Genomic DNA, 19031 nt, shown 5'->3' with positions numbered 1-19031 from the left:
CGCCTGAAATACATTGGATTACATATATTCATAATAGACGGCCAATTTCGTTCAGCCAGTTTTGTATGAAGTTTTTTTGCTTCGGAATAGGTGTCACCAGAGGTGACTTCATTCCGAGGTCGGGATTTTAAGAAAAAGTATTGATATTTCGAGGTTTTTTTCTTGAATCTTAATCAGAAGATGATTTGTATCGACTCAATTGACGATGTCAAGACCATCAATAAACAGGCCCGAACCAACGACTATAAGCTACCGTTATCATATTTGCCAAGCTTGAAAAAGTTTACACCACCCGAATATGCCAGGGCTCAAAGCGCACGCCAAAATGGTTATCGATAGTGTAACGTATACGGATATACCCTAGAGATATGAGCTCTCTGAACACATCACTGTCAGCAAAATCTGAAGTAAAGTTCTTTAGTCCCCAATTTCGCTGCCCAACATCAAAATCACCAATGGCATGATAGGAATAGCCTGGAGGAGCCAGTGACCGCGAAGCCCTGGAAAGATTGTAATTGGCATTAACCACTTTGGATGTATAGAGGTGATATTGCTTCGCCACACTACGGATTCCGGACGTCAGAATCAGGTCGTCACCCACGATAGTACACAACTTATTGAAGAGTTTTTCAGAGTCACCCTTGTATAAATAGTGTCCTGACCCAGGCACTTTTACGACTTTATCTGACTTGACAGACGCAGTCTGATTGGCAGTAACCTTTTCGCCGAAAAAGCCCAGATCCTGAGCATTGCGAAAAAACAGCTCATCAAGCATGTTTTTCTCGACTTTGGTAAATGACTCCACAGACACATAGCGCTCGCCAATTTTCAGCATTTCATCAAAAGACAGGATATTGAAGTTACCATACCCAACTGTCTTTTGAACCCGACCAATCCGGGCATGAAGACTGTCAAATATCTTGCGCTGATTTTCATCAAGCCAGACATCACCATCCAGATCTTCGTTAAAATGCAACACCCGTTCACGCATTTTGGCTTCTTCTTCAGCCTCGGCGATGATATCTGATCCTCGGATTTCCGTTTCCGACACATGACTATCAGTCGGCACGTTAGGGATACTGACAGTCTCTTCCAAAGGCGGGGTTTCTGCCTCAACCATTGGTACAGGCTCTTCTACGACCGATCCGGTTGCTATAGCGGCTTTAGGATCAACGTTCACCCTTCCAGTAGCCAATGGATCTGGGAGTTTGACAACGGTCATATTAGGGTACCGATTGCGATGCAACAGGTGCCATCCTACTGCCGTGCCACCAGCACACATGCCTGCTGCTGTCAGCACGTGATATAGAAACTTACGTCTGGAAATGTCTTGAGTCACTCGGTTACTTCAACCTTGTCGAAATGCTTAATTTATAGCGACCGAACTACTTGTCAGTAAAGTCTAGTCGAGTTTTTATCTATTACTGACAAACATAGCATCAATTTTTTAACATGCCAAAAAAGCTACCTGCAAACAGCATCTTTATCCTTCTGATTCAACCACACCATGCTATATCCATCCAGCTCCACCTCATGCTTACCAACAGCAGAATGCCACGGAATATCGCCCTGCAACAAGTCTTCGTAAGTATCGGCAGGCATACCGCTCAATATAACCCGCCTGGATCTCAAATCAATGGAAGAAACATGCAGTAATTTTTCAGTAACGGAGGGTATCTGAAGCGCAACCAGATCTTTGCTAAAGTTAACAACCACACTATTTATATGGTTTTTATCAGGAGAACAATGACTAAAGGCGAGCAAAAATTTTTCAGCATCTACCGACGCAGATAAAACCCTGGTCCCCATCAACTGTTTCCATAGGACACCTACCCAATAATCCGGGTTAGGCTGGTATCCGCCTTTCACTGGAGACAACAATGCGTAATCGCCTCCAACCAGACTCTGTCGAACCATAACCTGTTGTCCAGCTTCGGCCATCAGCCCCATATGTGCAACCCACCAAAGAGATGATACCCACCTGTCTGATAATTGTTTTTCGCCTCCACACTGGGCAGGTCCGGTCTCCCCAAGCCAGACATGAAGAGGTTGCAGGCTATTTTCCGACCATCGCCTGATCATTTGTGCCTGAGCTTTGATCTCCTGATAAAAAGCAGGGCTGAGAAATTGCCGCTCAGTTGCAGTTACCGACCGCAATGGACAGCGAGTAGACTGACTGGGATAAAAGTGCCAGGTAAAAATATCCAACCCACTAGGTCTTTCAAATAGCATACGGGAAGATCCAATGACACTGCTGAATGGCTCTTTGAGCTTAGGCCAAAAGGCATTAGCCGGCCCCGCCAATTGAGTATCAGGAAAATAGCGGTGAATCAACTCTCGGGCCCGATAGGTATCCTGAACATATTGACCATAAGTGATCTGCTGTTTCAAACCAAAAATCAGCCAAAACGCTCCGACTTCATTACCCAATTCGAAAACAGCCGGGGTGACTTGATAATCACGCATCCATTTAAGTAGAGGCTCCACCACCTCTGGCTGCCATTGCCCATTTACCCTCACCCCTGGGCCGGCATTCAGTGTAAACATCAAATCCAGACCAGTCTGACGCAGAAAAGCCGCCAAATCAGCAACAGTTGCCGAATCAATTTCACTGGTGTTGTAGTGACTCTTGTCCTGATCGCCATAAGCTACACGATCAGATTCAGTACCGCCGATCCGAATATAAGCAGGTGCCAACACTCGAACCCATTTCTGCAACTCCGGATCTGTCAACGACACTCGTGGAGTTTGTTGACCCCACCATTCCCCTCCAGACAACAACGCCATGTCAATTGCAAAAGACAGAAACCTCTGGTCAACCTCTGCTACAGGCTGAACATGAATTTGCAACCTCGCTATCGAATGAGAATCTGATCGTAGAGACAGTATTCCTGCCCATGACAGGATAATGATCAGAGACAACCAGCGCCGATGCCTTCGAGGAATGCTTTTATAATGAATCAAAACTTCAGGAACACCTATTCATAGTCAACCAGCCCAATATTATGTACGACCCAAAACAGCATTGGCATGGCGTCACAAAAATTTAATCTGACAGGGATTACATCTAACCGTTGAGTTGGGAAAATCAAAAACAAGACAAAAAATTTTCGAGAACTACATCACCATACGAGTTAATATCAAGGTTTGCTCAAATAACTCCAAAACTCATACTTTAGAATGATATTATTTTCATGGAATTTATGAATATCATCCCCGCCTAAATCCCATTGAGAACACTCCTGAGAGACCATCAGACAGACGAAAAAAGAGCCAGTCTCCTTAACAGCCTCAGTGTAACAGCTCATGGTTGTTCCATTTATCATCAGACGACAAACGAGATGAAATGAAACATGACCGACTCTCAATACCGATAGGACATACTTGCAGCATGAACCGCTAAGGCTTTGTGATTAGCAGGAAAAGCCTTAAATTCGGCCAAATAGTTACTGTGATTAGCAGTTTTTAGGAATGACTCCCCGCTGTCTCAGTATCATAGAATAGTGAGCAAGAAAGATATCTACGAACGGGTTTTAATTTCATTTGAATCAACCTGAAACTCATACCCAGGCATTGAGAATATCGACTGCAAAAGACGACATAAAGCACATAAATTTGCGACACCACAAAAGATTTTTGATCTGAATTGTCGTTTTTGTCCTGGAAGTTTCATTTTTGTCGATCTGTTAAAATCATTCACCAGCAAGAGATAAATTACAAATTACCGGTTAATATAAAAGTTACTTGGTAACAACAAGACATTTTTGATACATTGAAAATAAAAAAGGAAAAGACCAAACAAGGAGAAAAAAGCGACACAATGGAAACTAATTTCCGTCTTTTACTTTTTTATCTGTTTTATATGATTTTTTTCTGTCATGTTTTACAAAAAAAATGACAATTAACCGGCTCTTTGTTCGAATTAGTTTATAGCAATTGCGGACGTTTATGACATCTATCACAATTTGGTTAGTCAACTCAGAAAAATACTAATGCGTCGATTAATAAACAGCAACATAGAAGCATACATTCAGGTAGTCTGCGCTCGCTACTCAAGCAGCTTCGACATTACATTGCGGAGCGAACATCTCTCGACTCAATTTAAGCAAAAGCTGGCCAGGATATTTAATTTAAAACATTGTTATCCGGATATCATCAGTGATGGCGTCAACTTACTGGACAACCAATATCAACTGTTCCTAAGCCGTTTGATTGACGTTATGAATAAAGACCGATATCACCAGTCCTGGCTAACCTCTTCTACAATTGAAACTTTGCATGGTGTGAAACTGAAGAAAATCTACTTCAGTAGCGAATACGTTAACTTTGCCATTAAAGATGCGTCAAAATTCCTTAATTCGGTATTACCTCCTACGGCTCAACGGGGCATGTGCGGACTGGAGAGAGTACTCAGAGAAAGGACAAAGCGGTAGCCGTTAACGCTCTGACAAGCTCGACACCTGATGTATATTTTTTGATCGGCTGATATGGATCAGGCGACCAAAGTGTTACTCTGCTATAGTCTTAGTATTACTAAAGCAAGGAGGAGTGCACTATGTTGCCAAAAATCAAAACCATTCTATATGCATCTGACCTCGGTAATCATACCCGACCGGCTATTCGTACAGCCGCAGCGATTGCTGTCAGTCATCAAGCCAAGATTATCTATCTGCATGTCCTGGAACCCATTACCAATACGGCCCGCTCTCTGGTCAGTTCTTATATTTCCGAAAAAGAAATCAACGAGCGACTCCAGCAGAACAAGGACGAGATGACAGAATACATGCAAAAGAGAATTGCCAAATTCCATGAGGAAGAACTGTCTGAAGAAGAAAACCAATTAGAAACCAGGGTTATGGTCAAGATTGGCAGAATTGAGGAAGAAATCCTGAAGGTAGCGGAAGAACAAGGCGCAGATATGATTGTCATGGGCAGTCGAACCCATTCAGGGGTCGGACAATTCATGATGGGATCAAGCGCCAACAAAATAGTACACACCAGCAGTATCCCTGTTCTGGTAGTGCCTATCAGAGATTGATTCAACCCTGCGTGGAGTGAGCACCCACCCTACCGATGGGTGCTCGATAATTCACTTACTTTCCTTACGGTTAACCCTGTCCAGCAATCCCATCATGAACGCTGAAATCACAAATGTAAGATGAATCAGAACGTACCACATGATTCTGTCATTATCCTGCAAGCTCTCCAGCTCCATAAATACTTTCAATAGATGAATGGAGGAAATGGCTACAATCGAAGTGGCTACTTTATTTTTGAGAGTGCCGACATCCAGTTTCCCCAACCAACCCAGTTTTTCCTTGTCCTCAGCAATATCGAGCTGAGACACAAAATTCTCGTAACCGCTGAACATCACCATTACCAGCAGCCCTCCTACCAGAGCGAGATCAATCAGCGATAAAGCCTTCAGAATAATATCCACCTCGCCAGCCGAAAATAATACCGGCAAGATATGAAATAACTCCTGGAAAAACTTAATGGTTACAGCTGCTATCATCACGCTCAAGCCAAGGTACACGGGGGCCAGCAGCCAGCGCGCCGAATAAAGCAAGTTCTCAAACAATTTTTCAAGCATGTTTTGGGGTCCTGGAGATTTTTATCAACATATTTTTAGGGTCCTTGAGACTTAGTTCAACTCTGATCGCAATGAACCAGTGATTAACCATGATAGACTTCATGATTCTTTTTCTTTAACCAATTCAGTAGCTTAGGCGTTTGTATTAATGAGTCATCAGTGGCACATTGAAGCATCAAGCTGCTCAGGCAGCAACCGTAACCAAATAGGTAGAAAATTAGAATAACCATAATGGTTACATGATTGACTAGCCTACCCAGTTGTGGTGACTGGACATATTGCCAGACCAAAGTTTTGATCAATGACAGCAATATTGACGCTTACAAACGCACATAAGTTGAAAATTGGATACATGGGACTCTAAATGCTGTACAGATTGCTGAAAATTCTGATTTTGTTGGTTGTTGCGTGCAGCGCCCAGAGCAAGATCGTTTTTCAGATTACTGGGAATAACAAAGCCGCCGAAGAAAATATCAAAGCACTCCTGCCTCCAAGCTTTGGGGATGACAGAACCAGTCTTGAAAGATATTTCCGCAGTATCCGGGTACAGTCCCAACAGGCGCTCAATGCCCTTGGTTACTACCGCTACACCATTGATCATGAAATCGTCGAAAGCCAGGGTGGATTAAACCTTGTGATCATAATTCAACTAGGCGATCCGATGCTGTTGCACACCATCTCCGTTTCGATCAAAGGTGACCTGAATAACGATAAAAGCTTCGAGTTCCCGAAAGACCTGATCCCTGAACCAAACAGTCAGCTAAATCATGCTGAGTATGACAACCTGAAAAATCTGATACTCAGTCTGGCCATTAATAAAGGTTATCTGGATGCCGAGCTCAGTCGACATGAGCTGCAGATCGATCTGGCCCGCAATGAAGCTAACATTTACCTCGTACTCGATAGCGGCAAACAATATTTCCTGGGTGAAACCCGTTTTGGCCCCACGAAACTGAGGGGATCCTTTCTGGAGCGATTCATACGCTACAAGGAAGGGTCACCCTACTCTCCAGCCAAACTGCAGAAACTGAATCTGGATCTTCAACAATCGGGCTACTTTCGTGCTGTCCGGGTAACGGCAGATCCGGCAGAAGCCGTAGACCACGTTATTCCTGTTGATGTCGAATTCGTGGATCGCAAACGTAACCGTATCGATCTGGGGGGAGGTTACTCAACAGACCTGGGCCTGAATGCCGAGATCAACTGGCAAAATATTCGTTTAGACGGAATGGGTAATCAGATTGGTGGCAGCTACGCGGTATCCGAGGTAAACCAGGCCGTTACCCTTAACCTCAAGCAACCGGGTAAACGCCCACAAACAGATTACTTCAGTATCAATCTGGGCTGGGAACAACAATATATTGAAGACACAACCAGTTCCAGAGCCAATGTAGGTGGTGAACTAGCCACTTATCTGGGACGAGGCTGGTTGCAGACATTTTCCCTCGAACGTACTTATGAGGAATACACCGTTGGCTCAGAAGATTTTCAGCTGGCTGAGCTGACCATACCTGGTATCAAGTGGCAGCGCCGTGTTACTGATGGAAAACTGGATCCGGCAGAAGGTTTTAACACCAGCCTTGAGGTGAAATATACGTCTAAATCCTTTCTCAGCACGACAGATCTGAGCCAGTTTCTGATTGAAAGCCGTGCCATATTGACGCCCATTCCTAAAAACCGCTTGACGGCCAGAGTTCAGCTGGGAACTTTGATTGCAGAATCATTTGAAAAGGTGCCTCCGTCTTTACGTTTTTATGCCGGTGGAGACCAGAGTATACGGGGCTATGACTATCGTTCTATCGCACCCCAGAATGAAGATGGCGATATCCTGGGTGGTAGCCAGCTGTTTACGGGTAGTTTTGAGTATGCGTATGAATTTATTGATAAATGGCGTGCAGCCGCATTTGTGGATTACGGTTCAGCGTTTATGAAATGGGACGACATGAACTCAAAAGTCGGTGTTGGAGCGGGTATCCGCTGGAGTTCTCCGATTGGCCAGGTCAGGTTGGACTACGCCATGGGTATTTCTAATGATCCGTACTCTTACCGGGTACATATTTCCATGGGGCCGGATCTATGAGTCGCTGGCTCAGAACCATCCTGACCATCGTTGGGTTGTTGGTCATACTTGTCTCCATTCCTATAGCCATCGTCGGTACTGAATCAGGGAGCCGATGGATAGTCTCTGTCACCAACAGGTTGTTGCCCTCACTCACCATTGACGGCTTTAAAGGCTCACTGTTTACCAGTATTGAAGCAGACAAGGTCACTTGGAAAGACAACGTAGTTGAAGTCACAGTGACTGATTTTTCCACGGAATTGTATCTCCGCTGTCTTTGGCGCAATGAAGTCTGTCTGGGTCCATCCCGCGTGAATGTCATAGACGTTGCCGTTATCAGGAAAGACAGCAGCAGCCACGACACCAGCATGCCCGATGTCAGCCTTCCCTTCAGGTTGCGGGTCGATGCCTTAAGTGCCGCACACTTGCGCTATCGCAGCATCGACGAGCAATACCACCCCCTTGAAGACTGGATCAACATCGGGGAGGCTATGGTCATCCTTAAAGGAATCTGGGACCACAATAAAATAGTTGCCGAACAGGTCGATTGGAAGCTAGGCGGGGTTTTCGTCCAAGCATCTGGAGAGCTTGGCACAACCAACTCGTGGCCCGCCAAACTGATGGTCTCTGGAGGAATTGCGCCTCTAAGTGAGGAATTCGCCGTTCAAGGTTCTGTTGATGGAAACTTTGACGAAGCCCATTACGACCTGACGTTCAGTGGCTATGGAAGTGGTCATGCTGAAGGCAGCATTCAGATACTGGGACATGACCTGCCAATCGATGCTTTCCTGAAATTCACCAAAACACCTGCACAGCTCAGCCCTTATACTGATGGTTTTGACCAGTTACAAGCCTCTCTGAGCGGGACCAGCAAAGGCTATCGGATATCTTTGAAGGGCCTGTATGGTGGTAATACACAAAAAACCGTGTCCGGCTCAGCGGTACTGGATTTTTCCCGTTTACAACAGATAGAACTCAACATTTCTCAGCTGGCCTCCCTCAACGATGGCAGCATCGACTGGAGTGATACTACAACCCTGTCTGGAAAACTTGAATTAACTGAGTTTGAAACCCCGGACAACTGGCCGCTCCAGCTCGCCGTTCAAGGCCAGGCCCAGGTCACCGCCAAACTGGCTGATGACTACGACATATCGATTGCTGGTGACTTTAAATCTCTCCACTATGATCAATATACTGTCTCTAACAGCCATGCAGAACTGAACTGGTCAGACATATCCAATCGCTACAGCCTGAATGCCCAGGGTGACATAGAAGTCCCCGATCAGCCCAAAACCTCTGTGAATATTCAGGTAAACAGTCAGGACAAGACTCTCTGGAACATCGAACAGCTGCAACTGCGCTCCAAGGTTGGCCAGCAGAATGCCAAAGGAACGATTACCTACTCCATGTCCGGTCCGGCACCTGTCAACTGGAATCTCGACGGAAATATTACCAATACAGATGTCAGCTTCTGGTTTCCTGACTGGCCCACACTCTTGAGTGGACATCTGGTCAGCTCCGGATCATGGGACGATGGCAGACTACTTGATTTCACTCTGGATACATCGATGAGTGGCGAGTTATTACACGACCCAGTTCAACTGGACATTCGTGCGCAAAAACAGAATGGCACGCCTCTTGATATTGCAAAAATAAACGCCAGCTGGCGCAACAGCACACTGAATGCCCAGGGAAAAATCGATCATCACGGAGCCAAAGTCCAGTTTCACTCAACCGACCTTTCGAGCATTTACAGCGAGCTGGGTAACAACGCAGTTAACATCAGTGGCATCCTTAGTTTTGCCAGCCTGGAAGCAGCCCAAAGCTTTGACATAAGCCAGCTACAATCGAGTCTGCAGATAAATGCCGACCGGCCACGTCATTTTAATTTGCGAAATAAAATCAACATGCAGCAGATGTCAGCCAGGGCAAAGGTGTCGTTAACGCCACCTTTTAACTATCAGGCATCTTTGCACGCGAGTAAGTGGGATATTAACGATATAGCTCTTGGTGCCCTGAACATAACCAGCAGTGGCAATCGACATACTCAAACTTTCCAGTCAACGGTCACTGATGACAAAGGTGTTGGCATGGAGCTGGCCAGCCAGCTATTCGACAACGGACATTGGCAAGGCACACTAAAAACCCTTGATATTGTTAACGGAAACAATCATTGGAAACTCAGTCAGACGACCCAAATCAACTATCAAAATGACCAGTTGAACGTCAGTCAGACCTGTGTAACCAATAAACCCAGCAAACTGTGTCTGAATATCTCGACGACCGATACCCAGTTAAGCAGCTCTGGAACGATGGAAACTCTGGACAGTAGTAAAGTACTGCAACTATTGAATATCCGGAATATTCATCATGGCCTCGTAAGTGGCCGCTGGAATATAGAATGGCCATTTGATGCAGCGAATCCAAAAGTGCAATTGGAAGCTGACCAAGCTTCCGGATACCTCGACATCGACGGTAAAAATTATCAATACCAGAACGCAAGATTGGGCCTGAATCTGACCGATCAGCAATTGGCTGGTTCAATCAGTTATGACGACCTTCAAGGCAATCATCTGACTGGTCGGCTCACTGGCAATGTGACATCACTGGATCATGCTGAGCTACAAACCAGCGTAAATGTCAACGATCAGGCCTGGCTGGATGCACCAAAACTAGTGGTTACCCGGAAAGATACAGGAATCGCCATCGCCGCCGATGTAAAACTGACGAATGTCCCACTAGAGTATTTTAATCTGATACCAGGTGATCTCAGCAATCAAATGCAATTTGATATTACCTACCTGAATAAAGTTGCTTGCCACAAAATTCCTGTAAATTGCCTATCCGGAACTGTCAACATTCGTCAACAACGTCTCAAACTAGCAGACGCAGACATTCCCACTACCGGAAAGATTTTATTTAATGGCCGCCAAGCCTCATTAAATCTGACCGTTGGGCGTTTTTCCTATCAAGACTATCAACTAGATGGTAATGCAGACATCACTGTTGAAAACGATCAATGGACTTTGAATCCGTCACACCTGGGGGTGAACGGAAGATCCAGTCATGTCCAGGGCACAGGTCTGCTCACGGACGATTTTCAAACTCAGTTGAAAATCACCAGCGAAGAGTTGCAGCCGGGTATTTATAATCAGCAGTTGAGCGGAACCCTACAGACACAGGCCCAAGTTGAGCTGAACTACAAGCAGGATCTGAACTGGCAAACAAGTGGTTCGGTAGAGGGAATGATTCGACAACGTGAATTCAAAAGCCGATGGGACATTGCTGGCCGAGGCAATCAACTGACCAGACTGACAGAAGCGTGGGTGAACTGGGGCAGAGCTCAGGCGGTTGCCAAACAAAACGACCCTGATGATGGCTACAGCATCAGTATACAGGCTCCAAAACTTGAAGAATTCGCCTTTGGTATCGCCGGTGACATCAAAGCCACGACAACACTGAATTACCAGGACGGGCTCTGGCAACTCACGGCTGACTGGAACAGTGGTTCACTTACTTATGCAGACCTGCGCCTCAAGCAACTCAACGGTTCTGCCGAACTGGACCAGAAAAGCCGCCAATTGCAACTCAATCTCGCCTATCAGAGTCTGTCTCTGGCCAATGAACCTCTTGGTGCACTCAGTGCCGCCCTGTCAGGCAGTTTTGATTCCCACCGCCTGGTCATTAATCAGGAATCCGGCGATGGGCATGGCTTGATTATGGATGGCTCCTGGAACAGCATAAAACATCATTGGAGTGGCAACGTTCGGTGGGCCAAATTCAAATTCTTTGAGCACAACTGGCAAACTACCAGTGCGGTCCTGATTGACTATTCACCCGAGAAATTATCGGTCTCTCCTCATTGTTGGACTTACGCACAAGCCAGTGCCTGTTTGAGTGAATTTCAACGCACCGTGATAGCAACCGATCTTCAGGCCACGCTGGAGAATTTTGAAGTTGGCAATATTACTGAAAAACTCGGCCAGGGATGGGCTATGAAAGGCCTGCTGGCCGGGGAAATCAGTGTCCACTCCAAACCAGATGATATCAGCGGCAAACTCGCCCTGAACCTTGAGCAGGGCACTCTGATTTTGCAGAGTCGCGGCGAGGATCTGGTGTGGCCGATCAACAATCTGAGTGTAACATCCGGATTCAATCATGATTCCATTTCCAACCGGATCAGTTTCGGTGTCCAAAATCAGGCACTCATCGTTTCTGAAAGCGTGATCGATCTGAGTCAGAAAACTAAAACAGTCGACGGTACTGTAAACATCATGAATCTGCCCATGGAGTTAGCAGTTCCCTTTTTACATCCGCAAGACCAGATATCCGGACAACTGAATCTTAATGCCCGGTTTAGCGGTCCAATGAAAGAACCTGAAGTCAAAGGACAATTCAAACTGACAGATGGTGCTTTGCTAATGGTGGAATATCCGATTCAGATCGAACATGTTGAGCTGGAAGGGGAACTGAACGGCAAAACCGCTACCTGGACCGGTCACTTTAATCATCCCAGACAGTCAAGTTCACAGCAAGCCACGACGGAGGGCACATTCACCTGGGATGGACCATTGAAACTGGAAACCAAAATTAAAGCACACCGGTGGCCGCTAAAAATCCAGCCTTATACAGACCTGTCTGTCAGCCCTGACATGGATGTGATCGTGACGGAGACCACTCTGGGCCTTTACGGTACGGTCAAAGTGGATAAAGGCGAGATTACCGTCAATAAACTACCGGACCAGGCCATTACTCCATCAGATGATGTCGTGTATGTCGGTGAGGACAACAAACCAGCCACCAGTCAGGATCTCAAGGCCAATCTGCACATCCTGACAACCGACACAGTGAAGTTTTCAGGCTATGGACTCAAGGGAGAACTGACTGGTGACCTGGTATTGCTGGATAACTACCAAGCCCGTGGTCAAATCGATATTGAAGAAGGCGAATTTGAATCCTTTGGCATTAAACTGGATCTGACAGAAGCATCTTTAACCTTCACCAATACGATCTTCGAGCCCAATCTTCATGCTGTAGGTTCCAATACCGTGACCGATAAAGAAACCGGTGACAAATACAATATTGGCATCGAAGTTTCTGGAACACTGGAAAATCCGTCAGCAGAAATTTTTTCTGATCCTTATCTGCCACAGGACACCGCACTCTCCTACCTGATCTTGGGTCGTCCTCTGAACTCTAGCAGCCAAGAGGAAAACCAGGTCAGTGAAGCCGCACTGGCGCTTGGGATTTTTGGCACCCGCAGTTATGCCAAAGCGCTGGCGCAAAATATTGGACTTGAGGGTTTTGAGCTGGAAAGTGAAGGTACGGGAGAAGAGACTCAGGTTGTCGCCACGGGACAGATCAATGACCGTCTCAGCATTACCTACGGCTACAATATATACGGTTCCGGCAGCCAAATCGGGTTTCGCTATGAGCTGGCCAAACGACTGTTTGTCGAGGCAGCACGAGGCTATGCCAGTGCTTTATCACTACTTTACAGCTTTGAATACGACTGATAGCCGGTTTTTCCGGCTCCTTCTGCAATCGACTCTGGATGAGCAATTCATCAGCTTTGTTGTAGCTTATTGCCATAACACCACATTATTTTAGAAACATCGTTTCATTATTATTGAACATTTATTTTATTATCATTAACATCACAATAATTCATTTACTACAGATCATATGCCAGGGCATCCCCACTCGCAGCGCAGACCCTCCGTAAAAGTGTGAGAAGCGGTTCATAGCCAATGGCAACAGATGACTGTCCATTAAGCCTGAGGAGGCTGACATTATGGTGAGGAACCCGTTTGATCTATCCGGTAAAGTGGCCATCGTCACCGGCAGTAACACTGGTCTTGGACAAAGCATGGCAGTGGGTCTCGCTCAGGCGGGAGCAGACATTGTCGGTGTTGCCCGGCGCGAACAGCTGGAGACTGAACAAAAGGTTTCAGCGACTGGCAGGCGTTTTCACAGTATTCTGGCAGATGTGAGCCAGATGACATCCATTGACTCCATCATCAATGGCTCAGTCGAGCGTTTCTCAAAAATAGATATTCTGGTCAACAATGCCGGAATCATTCGTCGTAATGACGCACTTGATTTCAGCGAGCAAGACTGGGATGAAGTCATGGATATCAACATCAAGTCCTTATTCTTTCTGAGTCAGGCTTTTGCCCGCCAGATTATCGTCCAGGGGACTCAGGGAAATATTATTAATATCGCATCGATGCTGTCATTTCAGGGTGGAATCAGAGTTCCCTCCTACACCGCCTCCAAAAGTGCACTGATGGGCCTGACCAGAGCCATGGCCAACGAATGGGCTGCCCATGGCATCAATGTTAATGGGATCGCCCCGGGATATATGTCCACCAATAACACCGCCGCACTGCGCGAAGATGGTGAGCGTTATCAGGAAATCCTCAACCGCATACCTGCTGGTAGATGGGGTACCTCTGAAGATATTTCCGGACCGGCCGTATTTCTGGCCTCTGAAGCCTCTCGCTACATCAATGGTTTTATCCTTGCGGTTGATGGCGGTTGGCTGGCGCGCTAAATCCTGTCTCGGTAGTACCGGCAGCATCCGTCAGGATCAGCCGGTCCTCTCCTCTTTTAAAATGATTCCGTTCAAATTCTGATTGATCAGAACTATCGTTCCGCTTTTTATTTTTTTATAATTTCAGAAATAATATTTTAAAAAAAATAAAACTATGACAAACGAAGAAACCTCCCCGCAGCTCGAACCCGTATCCTCAGTCATGAAAGTTTTCGCTATTTTGAGCGCCCTGTCAGAGTCAAAAAGCATAGGCGTGACGGAACTTTCGCAACAAATCATGACCTCCAAAAGCACGGTTTATCGTTTTTTACAAACGATGAAGATGCTGGGCTACGTCAGCCAGGAAGGAGAGAGCGACAAATACTCCCTCACTCTAAAATTGTTTGAACTCAGCTCTAAAACCCTGGAGCATGTTGATCTGATTGCCTGTGCCGAGCCTTATATGCGACATATCGGAGAACAAACCAAAGAAGCTTTGCATCTCGGTGTTCGCGATGGTGACAGTATCGTTTACGTGTTCAAAGTTGACTCTAAGTACAACCTGCGCATGCAATCCCGCATCGGCGGTCGCAACCCGCTCTACAGCACGGCAATCGGCAAGGTACTGCTGGCCAATCTGTCGGAACAGAGCATTCGGGAAATCCTTACCAACACTGAGTTCGTTCCTTCAACCTCTCATACCCATCGTACAATCGACTCACTGCTGGCTGAACTGGAACAAGTCAAACAACAGGGCTATGGTGAGGATAACGAAGAACAGGAAGAAGGCTTGCGCTGTATAGCGGCTCCCGTTCATGACCGATTCGGAAATGTCATCGCAGGCATGAGTATTTCCTACCCGGTACTGCGCCATAACGATGCTAACGAACAAAAATATGTTGAGATGCTGAAAAACAGTTGTCGGGAAATATCCGAATATATGGGCTTCTATTACTAAACGGATAAAACACATCGCTGTCGGATATCATTGCCGACAGTTTTTGGCGACTCTACAGTGACTGCCGGGGAAAATCAGATACTACAAAAATCTGGACTTCAGACCGGCAATCATCACCTCAATCACCTGATCCAGAATTTCATCCCGTTTGATTGGATCGTCAAGATTCACTTCAACCGGCCATGTATTCATATGGGCTGCGGCCCGCAGAGCCCCGGCTTGAAACAAGGTGCACACACCATGTGCAAGTGCCCAACTGGCAAATGATCCAATGGCGGACTCATATTCGGACAACTCTCTGCCATTCTGCCTTAGTAACTGTTTTACCACCTGCTGAATCAATCGCTCACTTTCGACACCCGCCTCAGCCAGGTGGGGAGGTATTTTTTCCGGATCCACATTCCAGGCGAACAGCAATTCAAACAGATAAGGATATTCAATCGAAAAGTTCAGATAGCTCCTCCCAAGCCTCCGTAATCGTTCTTCCGTGGCATCTGCCGGCATATCGCGACAACTGTCAGACAACACCTGATGGAAAAACTCAAACGCTTTTAACTTGGTTTCCATCAACAACGCAACCTTATCGCTGAAATGGTTGTAAACAGCGGTTGGTGTAACTCCCACTGTTTTTGCCAACTGTCGCAATGACAATTGCTCATGGGACTGCTGATGTAAAGATTCAAAAGCAACATCCAGCAATGTCTGCTTCAAATTGCCATGATGATACGAGTCTTTCTTTGGAGTATTCATCTTGTACAGCCTTCACCCTATCGCTTGATTTTGGTGGAATATTCTAGCAGTTTGTTAATTTTCTACTGGCATTGCGAACACTGCCAGAGCACATCGCAATATCCATCCCCCAAACTTTTATTGCCCCGGTATCTGACCAGCTTGCCGGAATGCACGAAACCACTGCCCGGTTAAGACAAACCTCGGGAAAGTAACCCACTGCTCCAGAAAGATTCTCGCAACAGCATTAGCAGCACTGGTGAATGGTTCTGGCGGATTTGACTCCACGCCATGCCCCTTTGCTTGCAAAATGATCGACAACAGCATCAGCAGCAGCCCGCTGATCATAAAGACCCAGGATAGCCCCAATATCCCTGCAATCGTGATCAAATTCCCTATCAGAAAAAAAGGTACGATCACAATATGAATCAATAAATTGGTTCTGGACTGGTGATACTTGAGATATCCCTCCCACTGCCACTTTAATAGCTCCGACACATTCATGAACCTCTCCTATGTTTTAGAATCTTAATATCATGGAAAATGAAAACGCATATCAAACATCACGACATCTGAATTTCGATAAGCATAAAAAGCCTGTCGCTTTGATTCCGCCAGATATGAAATAAGCGAAAGACCAAATGTCCAATTGTTGGAATAGTTCCAATGACCTTCCTGGCGCAAAATCCAACCATTGTCTCCATTAGTCCATAGCGCAGAACTCTGGAGTTCGAGCTGATCATGATAACCGTTCCAACGCAACCTCAACATGCCACCATATTCCCACTGCCTCGCCACCAGCTCTTCCTGATAGTCAAAGATATGAGTGGCGTTAACCTCAGCGGTCACCGTGAAGTCTTTAATGTTGCGCTCCAACCCTATCCCACCAAGCCAACGATCCTTTTCTAACCATTCTTGAGCTCCAGCAGAAAGATCCGCGGCCAGTTTCCGACCAGTCTGAACCCCGGTCTCACCTTTCCATAGCCACTTTCCGGATACGGCGCTGCCGTCCACCGACAGCATGGAAAAACGATCCTGTTTGAAATGAACAGATGATATGACCGGATAACCATTTACCAATGCATAGTCAATTCGATCAGGATAAGGAGTATTGTCATAAATCTGAGCTGCAGAAATTCGGGTGTCTGCATTCTCCAGCTGACGTTGATATTGAAACGCCCATTCAAAACCCTTGCTTTCATCAATGTCTATTGCTGATCCTGTCTGACGCAACTCGACCATTCGGTCAAAATCTGCATAGGCCGCCGACATGCGATCACTACCCGCTGCCACGATTCCCACCAGAATCAAACGATTATCAGCCTGACTGAACTCAGCTTTAAGCGCCGGTACCGGGAGCCGAACATCCTCCAGCTCAGACTGACCTGGCCAGCGTTGATCACGAGTACTCAAAACATCACTGATCTGAATGCTGTCCAATTGTCCCCAGGCCAGCGTCTGATAACCTCCTTTTATCCATACACTGCCAAGTTTCGATTGCAAAAATGAATCCCGTAGGCGCCAGTCCCACTCTCGATCCCGGACCTCACTGTCGGACATCTGATAAAACCAATCGTTATCAGCATTATGCAGTTCAGGGCTCCAGTCATGAGTCAAACGCCCACTGAGAACCACATTGGTTTCAGGACTGAAACGATAATCTCCCTGTAGTTGCAGCGAAGACTCCAAACGACTCCAACCCGCCTGTTGCCGGGAAAAATCACGTTGTTGGTCTTCCAGACTATAGGCTGCTTTCTGTTGCCACCAACCAGAGAGACCAAAAGGCTTTGAGACACTGTCACCTGCAGGTTCAACATCGGCGGTATCTATATCTGAAAAAAAATCATCCGCCCACAAATCACCGGAGAGGCACCAACAGAGAATTATCGAAAGCGATAATCGCATGTCACAAGCCCCGTTCCATCGACTGAGTGGTAAACAGCTCCTCACTAACATCAATATTGTATTTAATGGAGCCAACATTGATCACGCTGGCGTGCTGTTTTTGCCCATTCCGAGTAGAAACCATTTGTAAGCGCCTCGCGGTCCAGATGCCATCAATCAGCTCAAGCTCTTTGGCACTGAAATATTTGATTCTGCCGGGCTTCTCTTCCCAGAATTTTCCCTGCACCTGAACATAATTGTCTTTACGGATCCACAACTGCGATTTCTGATAACCAGTCTGCATGGATACCTGTTCAGAGTACTCTGGTTTTGGTGTCGATAATATAACCCAGCAGTCAGCACCATCTACGATTTCAGAATTGCTGACAATAGCATAATCATACCATTCGATATGAGTGCCGTTTATGTCCGAATAAGAAAAGTCACTGCCCATAAACGCACCAGACTGATCGCTGGCGGCAATACGGTTTACTTTCTTCAAGGCCGGCAGATACAACCAACTGTCATCCTCCCGTGATTCCGCTTCATAGTCATAATTCAAATAAGCAGTTCCTTTAACATCACCGGGCTGTAAAAAGAAAATAAGGGATTTTTCCACATCTGGTCGTTGCAATCTGTATTGCATCATATCGCGAACACGCTGATTGCCTTTGTTATCGATCAGAATCATCTGGCTGACACCTTCCGAGCTCTGACCCGTATCCCGTTCATCGAAGGCCTTCATAATATCGTAGGCATCCATTGCCCTGGCCGAACTCAATAGTCCAGACAATAACAGCACACAGATACATCTCCACCAGAAACCGGCTCTTGTTCTTATAAAGTTCTTCGCTTTCTTCATCACCATGTCCACCTGTTTCGGAGTTATCGTCGGCGATCGAAATCATTCAACGATATTCACGACATCAGTTTCATGCAGTCATATGAATATAGCCAGACGATTAAATATAAACAGCGTCAATTTTTAAGTCTGCAAACTATCACTTCCCCCCCGACAGTCAAGCCTGACCGGTACTTCCAATCCAAAGACATGTGTCAGCCGTATACTATTCTGTTGGGGGCAGACCAACGATACATCTCAACAGTAGTACCATAATACGGAACCTTTTCTTTCAAAAAACCCTGGCTTCCACTTATGTAGCTCGATAAGAGAAATTACGCACCCATAAAGATAACGGTATAAATACATGGCTATCCGGATAAATAATATTGTCTGTGGCAGCTACTTGGACCCAACGGACCCGTTCAAAAA

Annotated in this window: 13 protein-coding genes; 6 read left to right on the top strand and 7 right to left on the bottom strand. The window is 46.1% G+C overall.

Annotation, left to right across the window (positions count from 1 at the left end; genetic code table 11):
* Positions 1-283: 283 nt before the first annotated feature.
* Positions 284-1339 carry a M15 family metallopeptidase gene (locus tag YC6258_RS13890; protein ID WP_144407644.1) on the bottom strand — a complete coding sequence of 352 codons (1056 nt, stop codon included), beginning with the start codon at positions 1337-1339 and terminating at the stop codon, positions 284-286.
* Between the two features lie 125 nt (positions 1340-1464).
* A complete protein-coding gene (locus YC6258_RS13885; RefSeq protein ID WP_082070719.1) occupies positions 1465-2787 on the bottom strand; it encodes a hypothetical protein in 1323 nt (440 codons plus the stop codon).
* A 1205-nt stretch (positions 2788-3992) separates the two neighbouring features.
* Here YC6258_RS13885 and YC6258_RS13880 point away from each other — a divergent pair.
* Positions 3993-4433, top strand: coding sequence for a hypothetical protein (locus YC6258_RS13880; RefSeq protein ID WP_044617512.1), 441 nt, complete (start codon positions 3993-3995; stop codon positions 4431-4433).
* 122 nt (positions 4434-4555) lie between these two features.
* Positions 4556-5038: a universal stress protein gene (locus tag YC6258_RS13875; RefSeq protein ID WP_044617511.1), complete on the top strand. Its 483-nt coding sequence runs from the start codon at positions 4556-4558 to the stop codon at positions 5036-5038.
* A gap of 51 nt (positions 5039-5089) precedes the next feature.
* Here the strand turns inward: YC6258_RS13875 and YC6258_RS13870 are convergent, their stop codons facing one another.
* Positions 5090-5593 (bottom strand): TIGR00645 family protein, encoded by a 504-nt coding sequence (locus YC6258_RS13870; RefSeq protein WP_044617510.1) that lies wholly within the window; start codon positions 5591-5593, stop codon positions 5090-5092.
* A gap of 364 nt (positions 5594-5957) precedes the next feature.
* Between YC6258_RS13870 and YC6258_RS13865 the strand changes: the two genes are divergently transcribed.
* The 4 genes from YC6258_RS13865 (at position 5958) to kdgR (ending at position 15145) form a co-directional block, all read left to right on the top strand.
* A complete protein-coding gene (locus tag YC6258_RS13865; RefSeq protein ID WP_044617509.1) occupies positions 5958-7673 on the top strand; it encodes an autotransporter assembly complex protein TamA in 1716 nt (571 codons plus the stop codon).
* Complete coding sequence (locus YC6258_RS13860) at positions 7670-13168, top strand: translocation/assembly module TamB domain-containing protein (RefSeq protein ID WP_044617508.1); 5499 nt, start codon at positions 7670-7672, stop codon at positions 13166-13168. The genes YC6258_RS13865 and YC6258_RS13860 overlap by 4 nt, the downstream gene beginning before the upstream one ends.
* Before the next feature lie 278 nt (positions 13169-13446).
* Positions 13447-14208, top strand: a complete 762-nt coding sequence (gene kduD, locus YC6258_RS13855) for a 2-dehydro-3-deoxy-D-gluconate 5-dehydrogenase KduD (protein WP_044617507.1) — start codon at positions 13447-13449, stop codon at positions 14206-14208.
* 154 nt (positions 14209-14362) lie between these two features.
* Positions 14363-15145, top strand: coding sequence for a DNA-binding transcriptional regulator KdgR (gene kdgR, locus YC6258_RS13850; protein WP_044617506.1), 783 nt, complete (start codon positions 14363-14365; stop codon positions 15143-15145).
* A gap of 81 nt (positions 15146-15226) precedes the next feature.
* Here the strand turns inward: kdgR and YC6258_RS27340 are convergent, their stop codons facing one another.
* The 4 genes from YC6258_RS27340 to YC6258_RS13830 all read right to left on the bottom strand — a co-directional run bounded on the left by YC6258_RS27340 (position 15227) and on the right by YC6258_RS13830 (position 18560).
* Positions 15227-15895 carry a TetR/AcrR family transcriptional regulator gene (locus YC6258_RS27340; protein WP_052830286.1) on the bottom strand — a complete coding sequence of 223 codons (669 nt, stop codon included), beginning with the start codon at positions 15893-15895 and terminating at the stop codon, positions 15227-15229.
* 117 nt (positions 15896-16012) lie between these two features.
* Entirely contained in the window at positions 16013-16378 is a 366-nt protein-coding gene (locus YC6258_RS13840; RefSeq protein ID WP_044617505.1) for an Mpo1-like protein, read from the bottom strand.
* A 30-nt stretch (positions 16379-16408) separates the two neighbouring features.
* The gene (locus YC6258_RS13835; protein WP_044617504.1) at positions 16409-17779 is read right to left on the bottom strand and encodes a DUF1302 family protein; all 1371 of its coding nucleotides are present in this window, start codon (positions 17777-17779) and stop codon (positions 16409-16411) included.
* A 1-nt stretch (position 17780) separates the two neighbouring features.
* Positions 17781-18560, bottom strand: a complete 780-nt coding sequence (locus YC6258_RS13830) for an outer membrane lipoprotein-sorting protein (protein ID WP_211264682.1) — start codon at positions 18558-18560, stop codon at positions 17781-17783.
* Positions 18561-19031: the final 471 nt, after the last annotated feature.

It is taken from the genome of Gynuella sunshinyii YC6258 (assembly GCF_000940805.1).
In the GTDB taxonomy this organism is placed as follows: Bacteria; Pseudomonadota; Gammaproteobacteria; order Pseudomonadales; family Natronospirillaceae; genus Gynuella; species Gynuella sunshinyii.
This window is presented reverse-complemented; position numbering and strand designations above follow the sequence as displayed.

What these genes read in the sequence shown, in the direction of transcription:
- YC6258_RS13885 (WP_082070719.1), bottom strand. Translation starts at nt 2,787, where the DNA reads ATGGCGTTGTTGTCTGGAGGGGAATGGTGGGGTCAACAAACTCCACGA.
- YC6258_RS13880 (WP_044617512.1), top strand. Translation starts at nt 3,993, where the DNA reads ATGCGTCGATTAATAAACAGCAACATAGAAGCATACATTCAGGTAGTC.
- YC6258_RS13875 (WP_044617511.1), top strand. Translation starts at nt 4,556, where the DNA reads ATGTTGCCAAAAATCAAAACCATTCTATATGCATCTGACCTCGGTAAT.
- YC6258_RS13870 (WP_044617510.1), bottom strand. Translation starts at nt 5,593, where the DNA reads ATGCTTGAAAAATTGTTTGAGAACTTGCTTTATTCGGCGCGCTGGCTG.
- YC6258_RS13865 (WP_044617509.1), top strand. Translation starts at nt 5,958, where the DNA reads ATGCTGTACAGATTGCTGAAAATTCTGATTTTGTTGGTTGTTGCGTGC.
- YC6258_RS13860 (WP_044617508.1), top strand. Translation starts at nt 7,670, where the DNA reads ATGAGTCGCTGGCTCAGAACCATCCTGACCATCGTTGGGTTGTTGGTC.
- kduD (WP_044617507.1), top strand. Translation starts at nt 13,447, where the DNA reads ATGGTGAGGAACCCGTTTGATCTATCCGGTAAAGTGGCCATCGTCACC.
- kdgR (WP_044617506.1), top strand. Translation starts at nt 14,363, where the DNA reads ATGACAAACGAAGAAACCTCCCCGCAGCTCGAACCCGTATCCTCAGTC.
- YC6258_RS27340 (WP_052830286.1), bottom strand. Translation starts at nt 15,895, where the DNA reads ATGAATACTCCAAAGAAAGACTCGTATCATCATGGCAATTTGAAGCAG.
- YC6258_RS13840 (WP_044617505.1), bottom strand. Translation starts at nt 16,378, where the DNA reads ATGAATGTGTCGGAGCTATTAAAGTGGCAGTGGGAGGGATATCTCAAG.
- YC6258_RS13835 (WP_044617504.1), bottom strand. Translation starts at nt 17,779, where the DNA reads ATGCGATTATCGCTTTCGATAATTCTCTGTTGGTGCCTCTCCGGTGAT.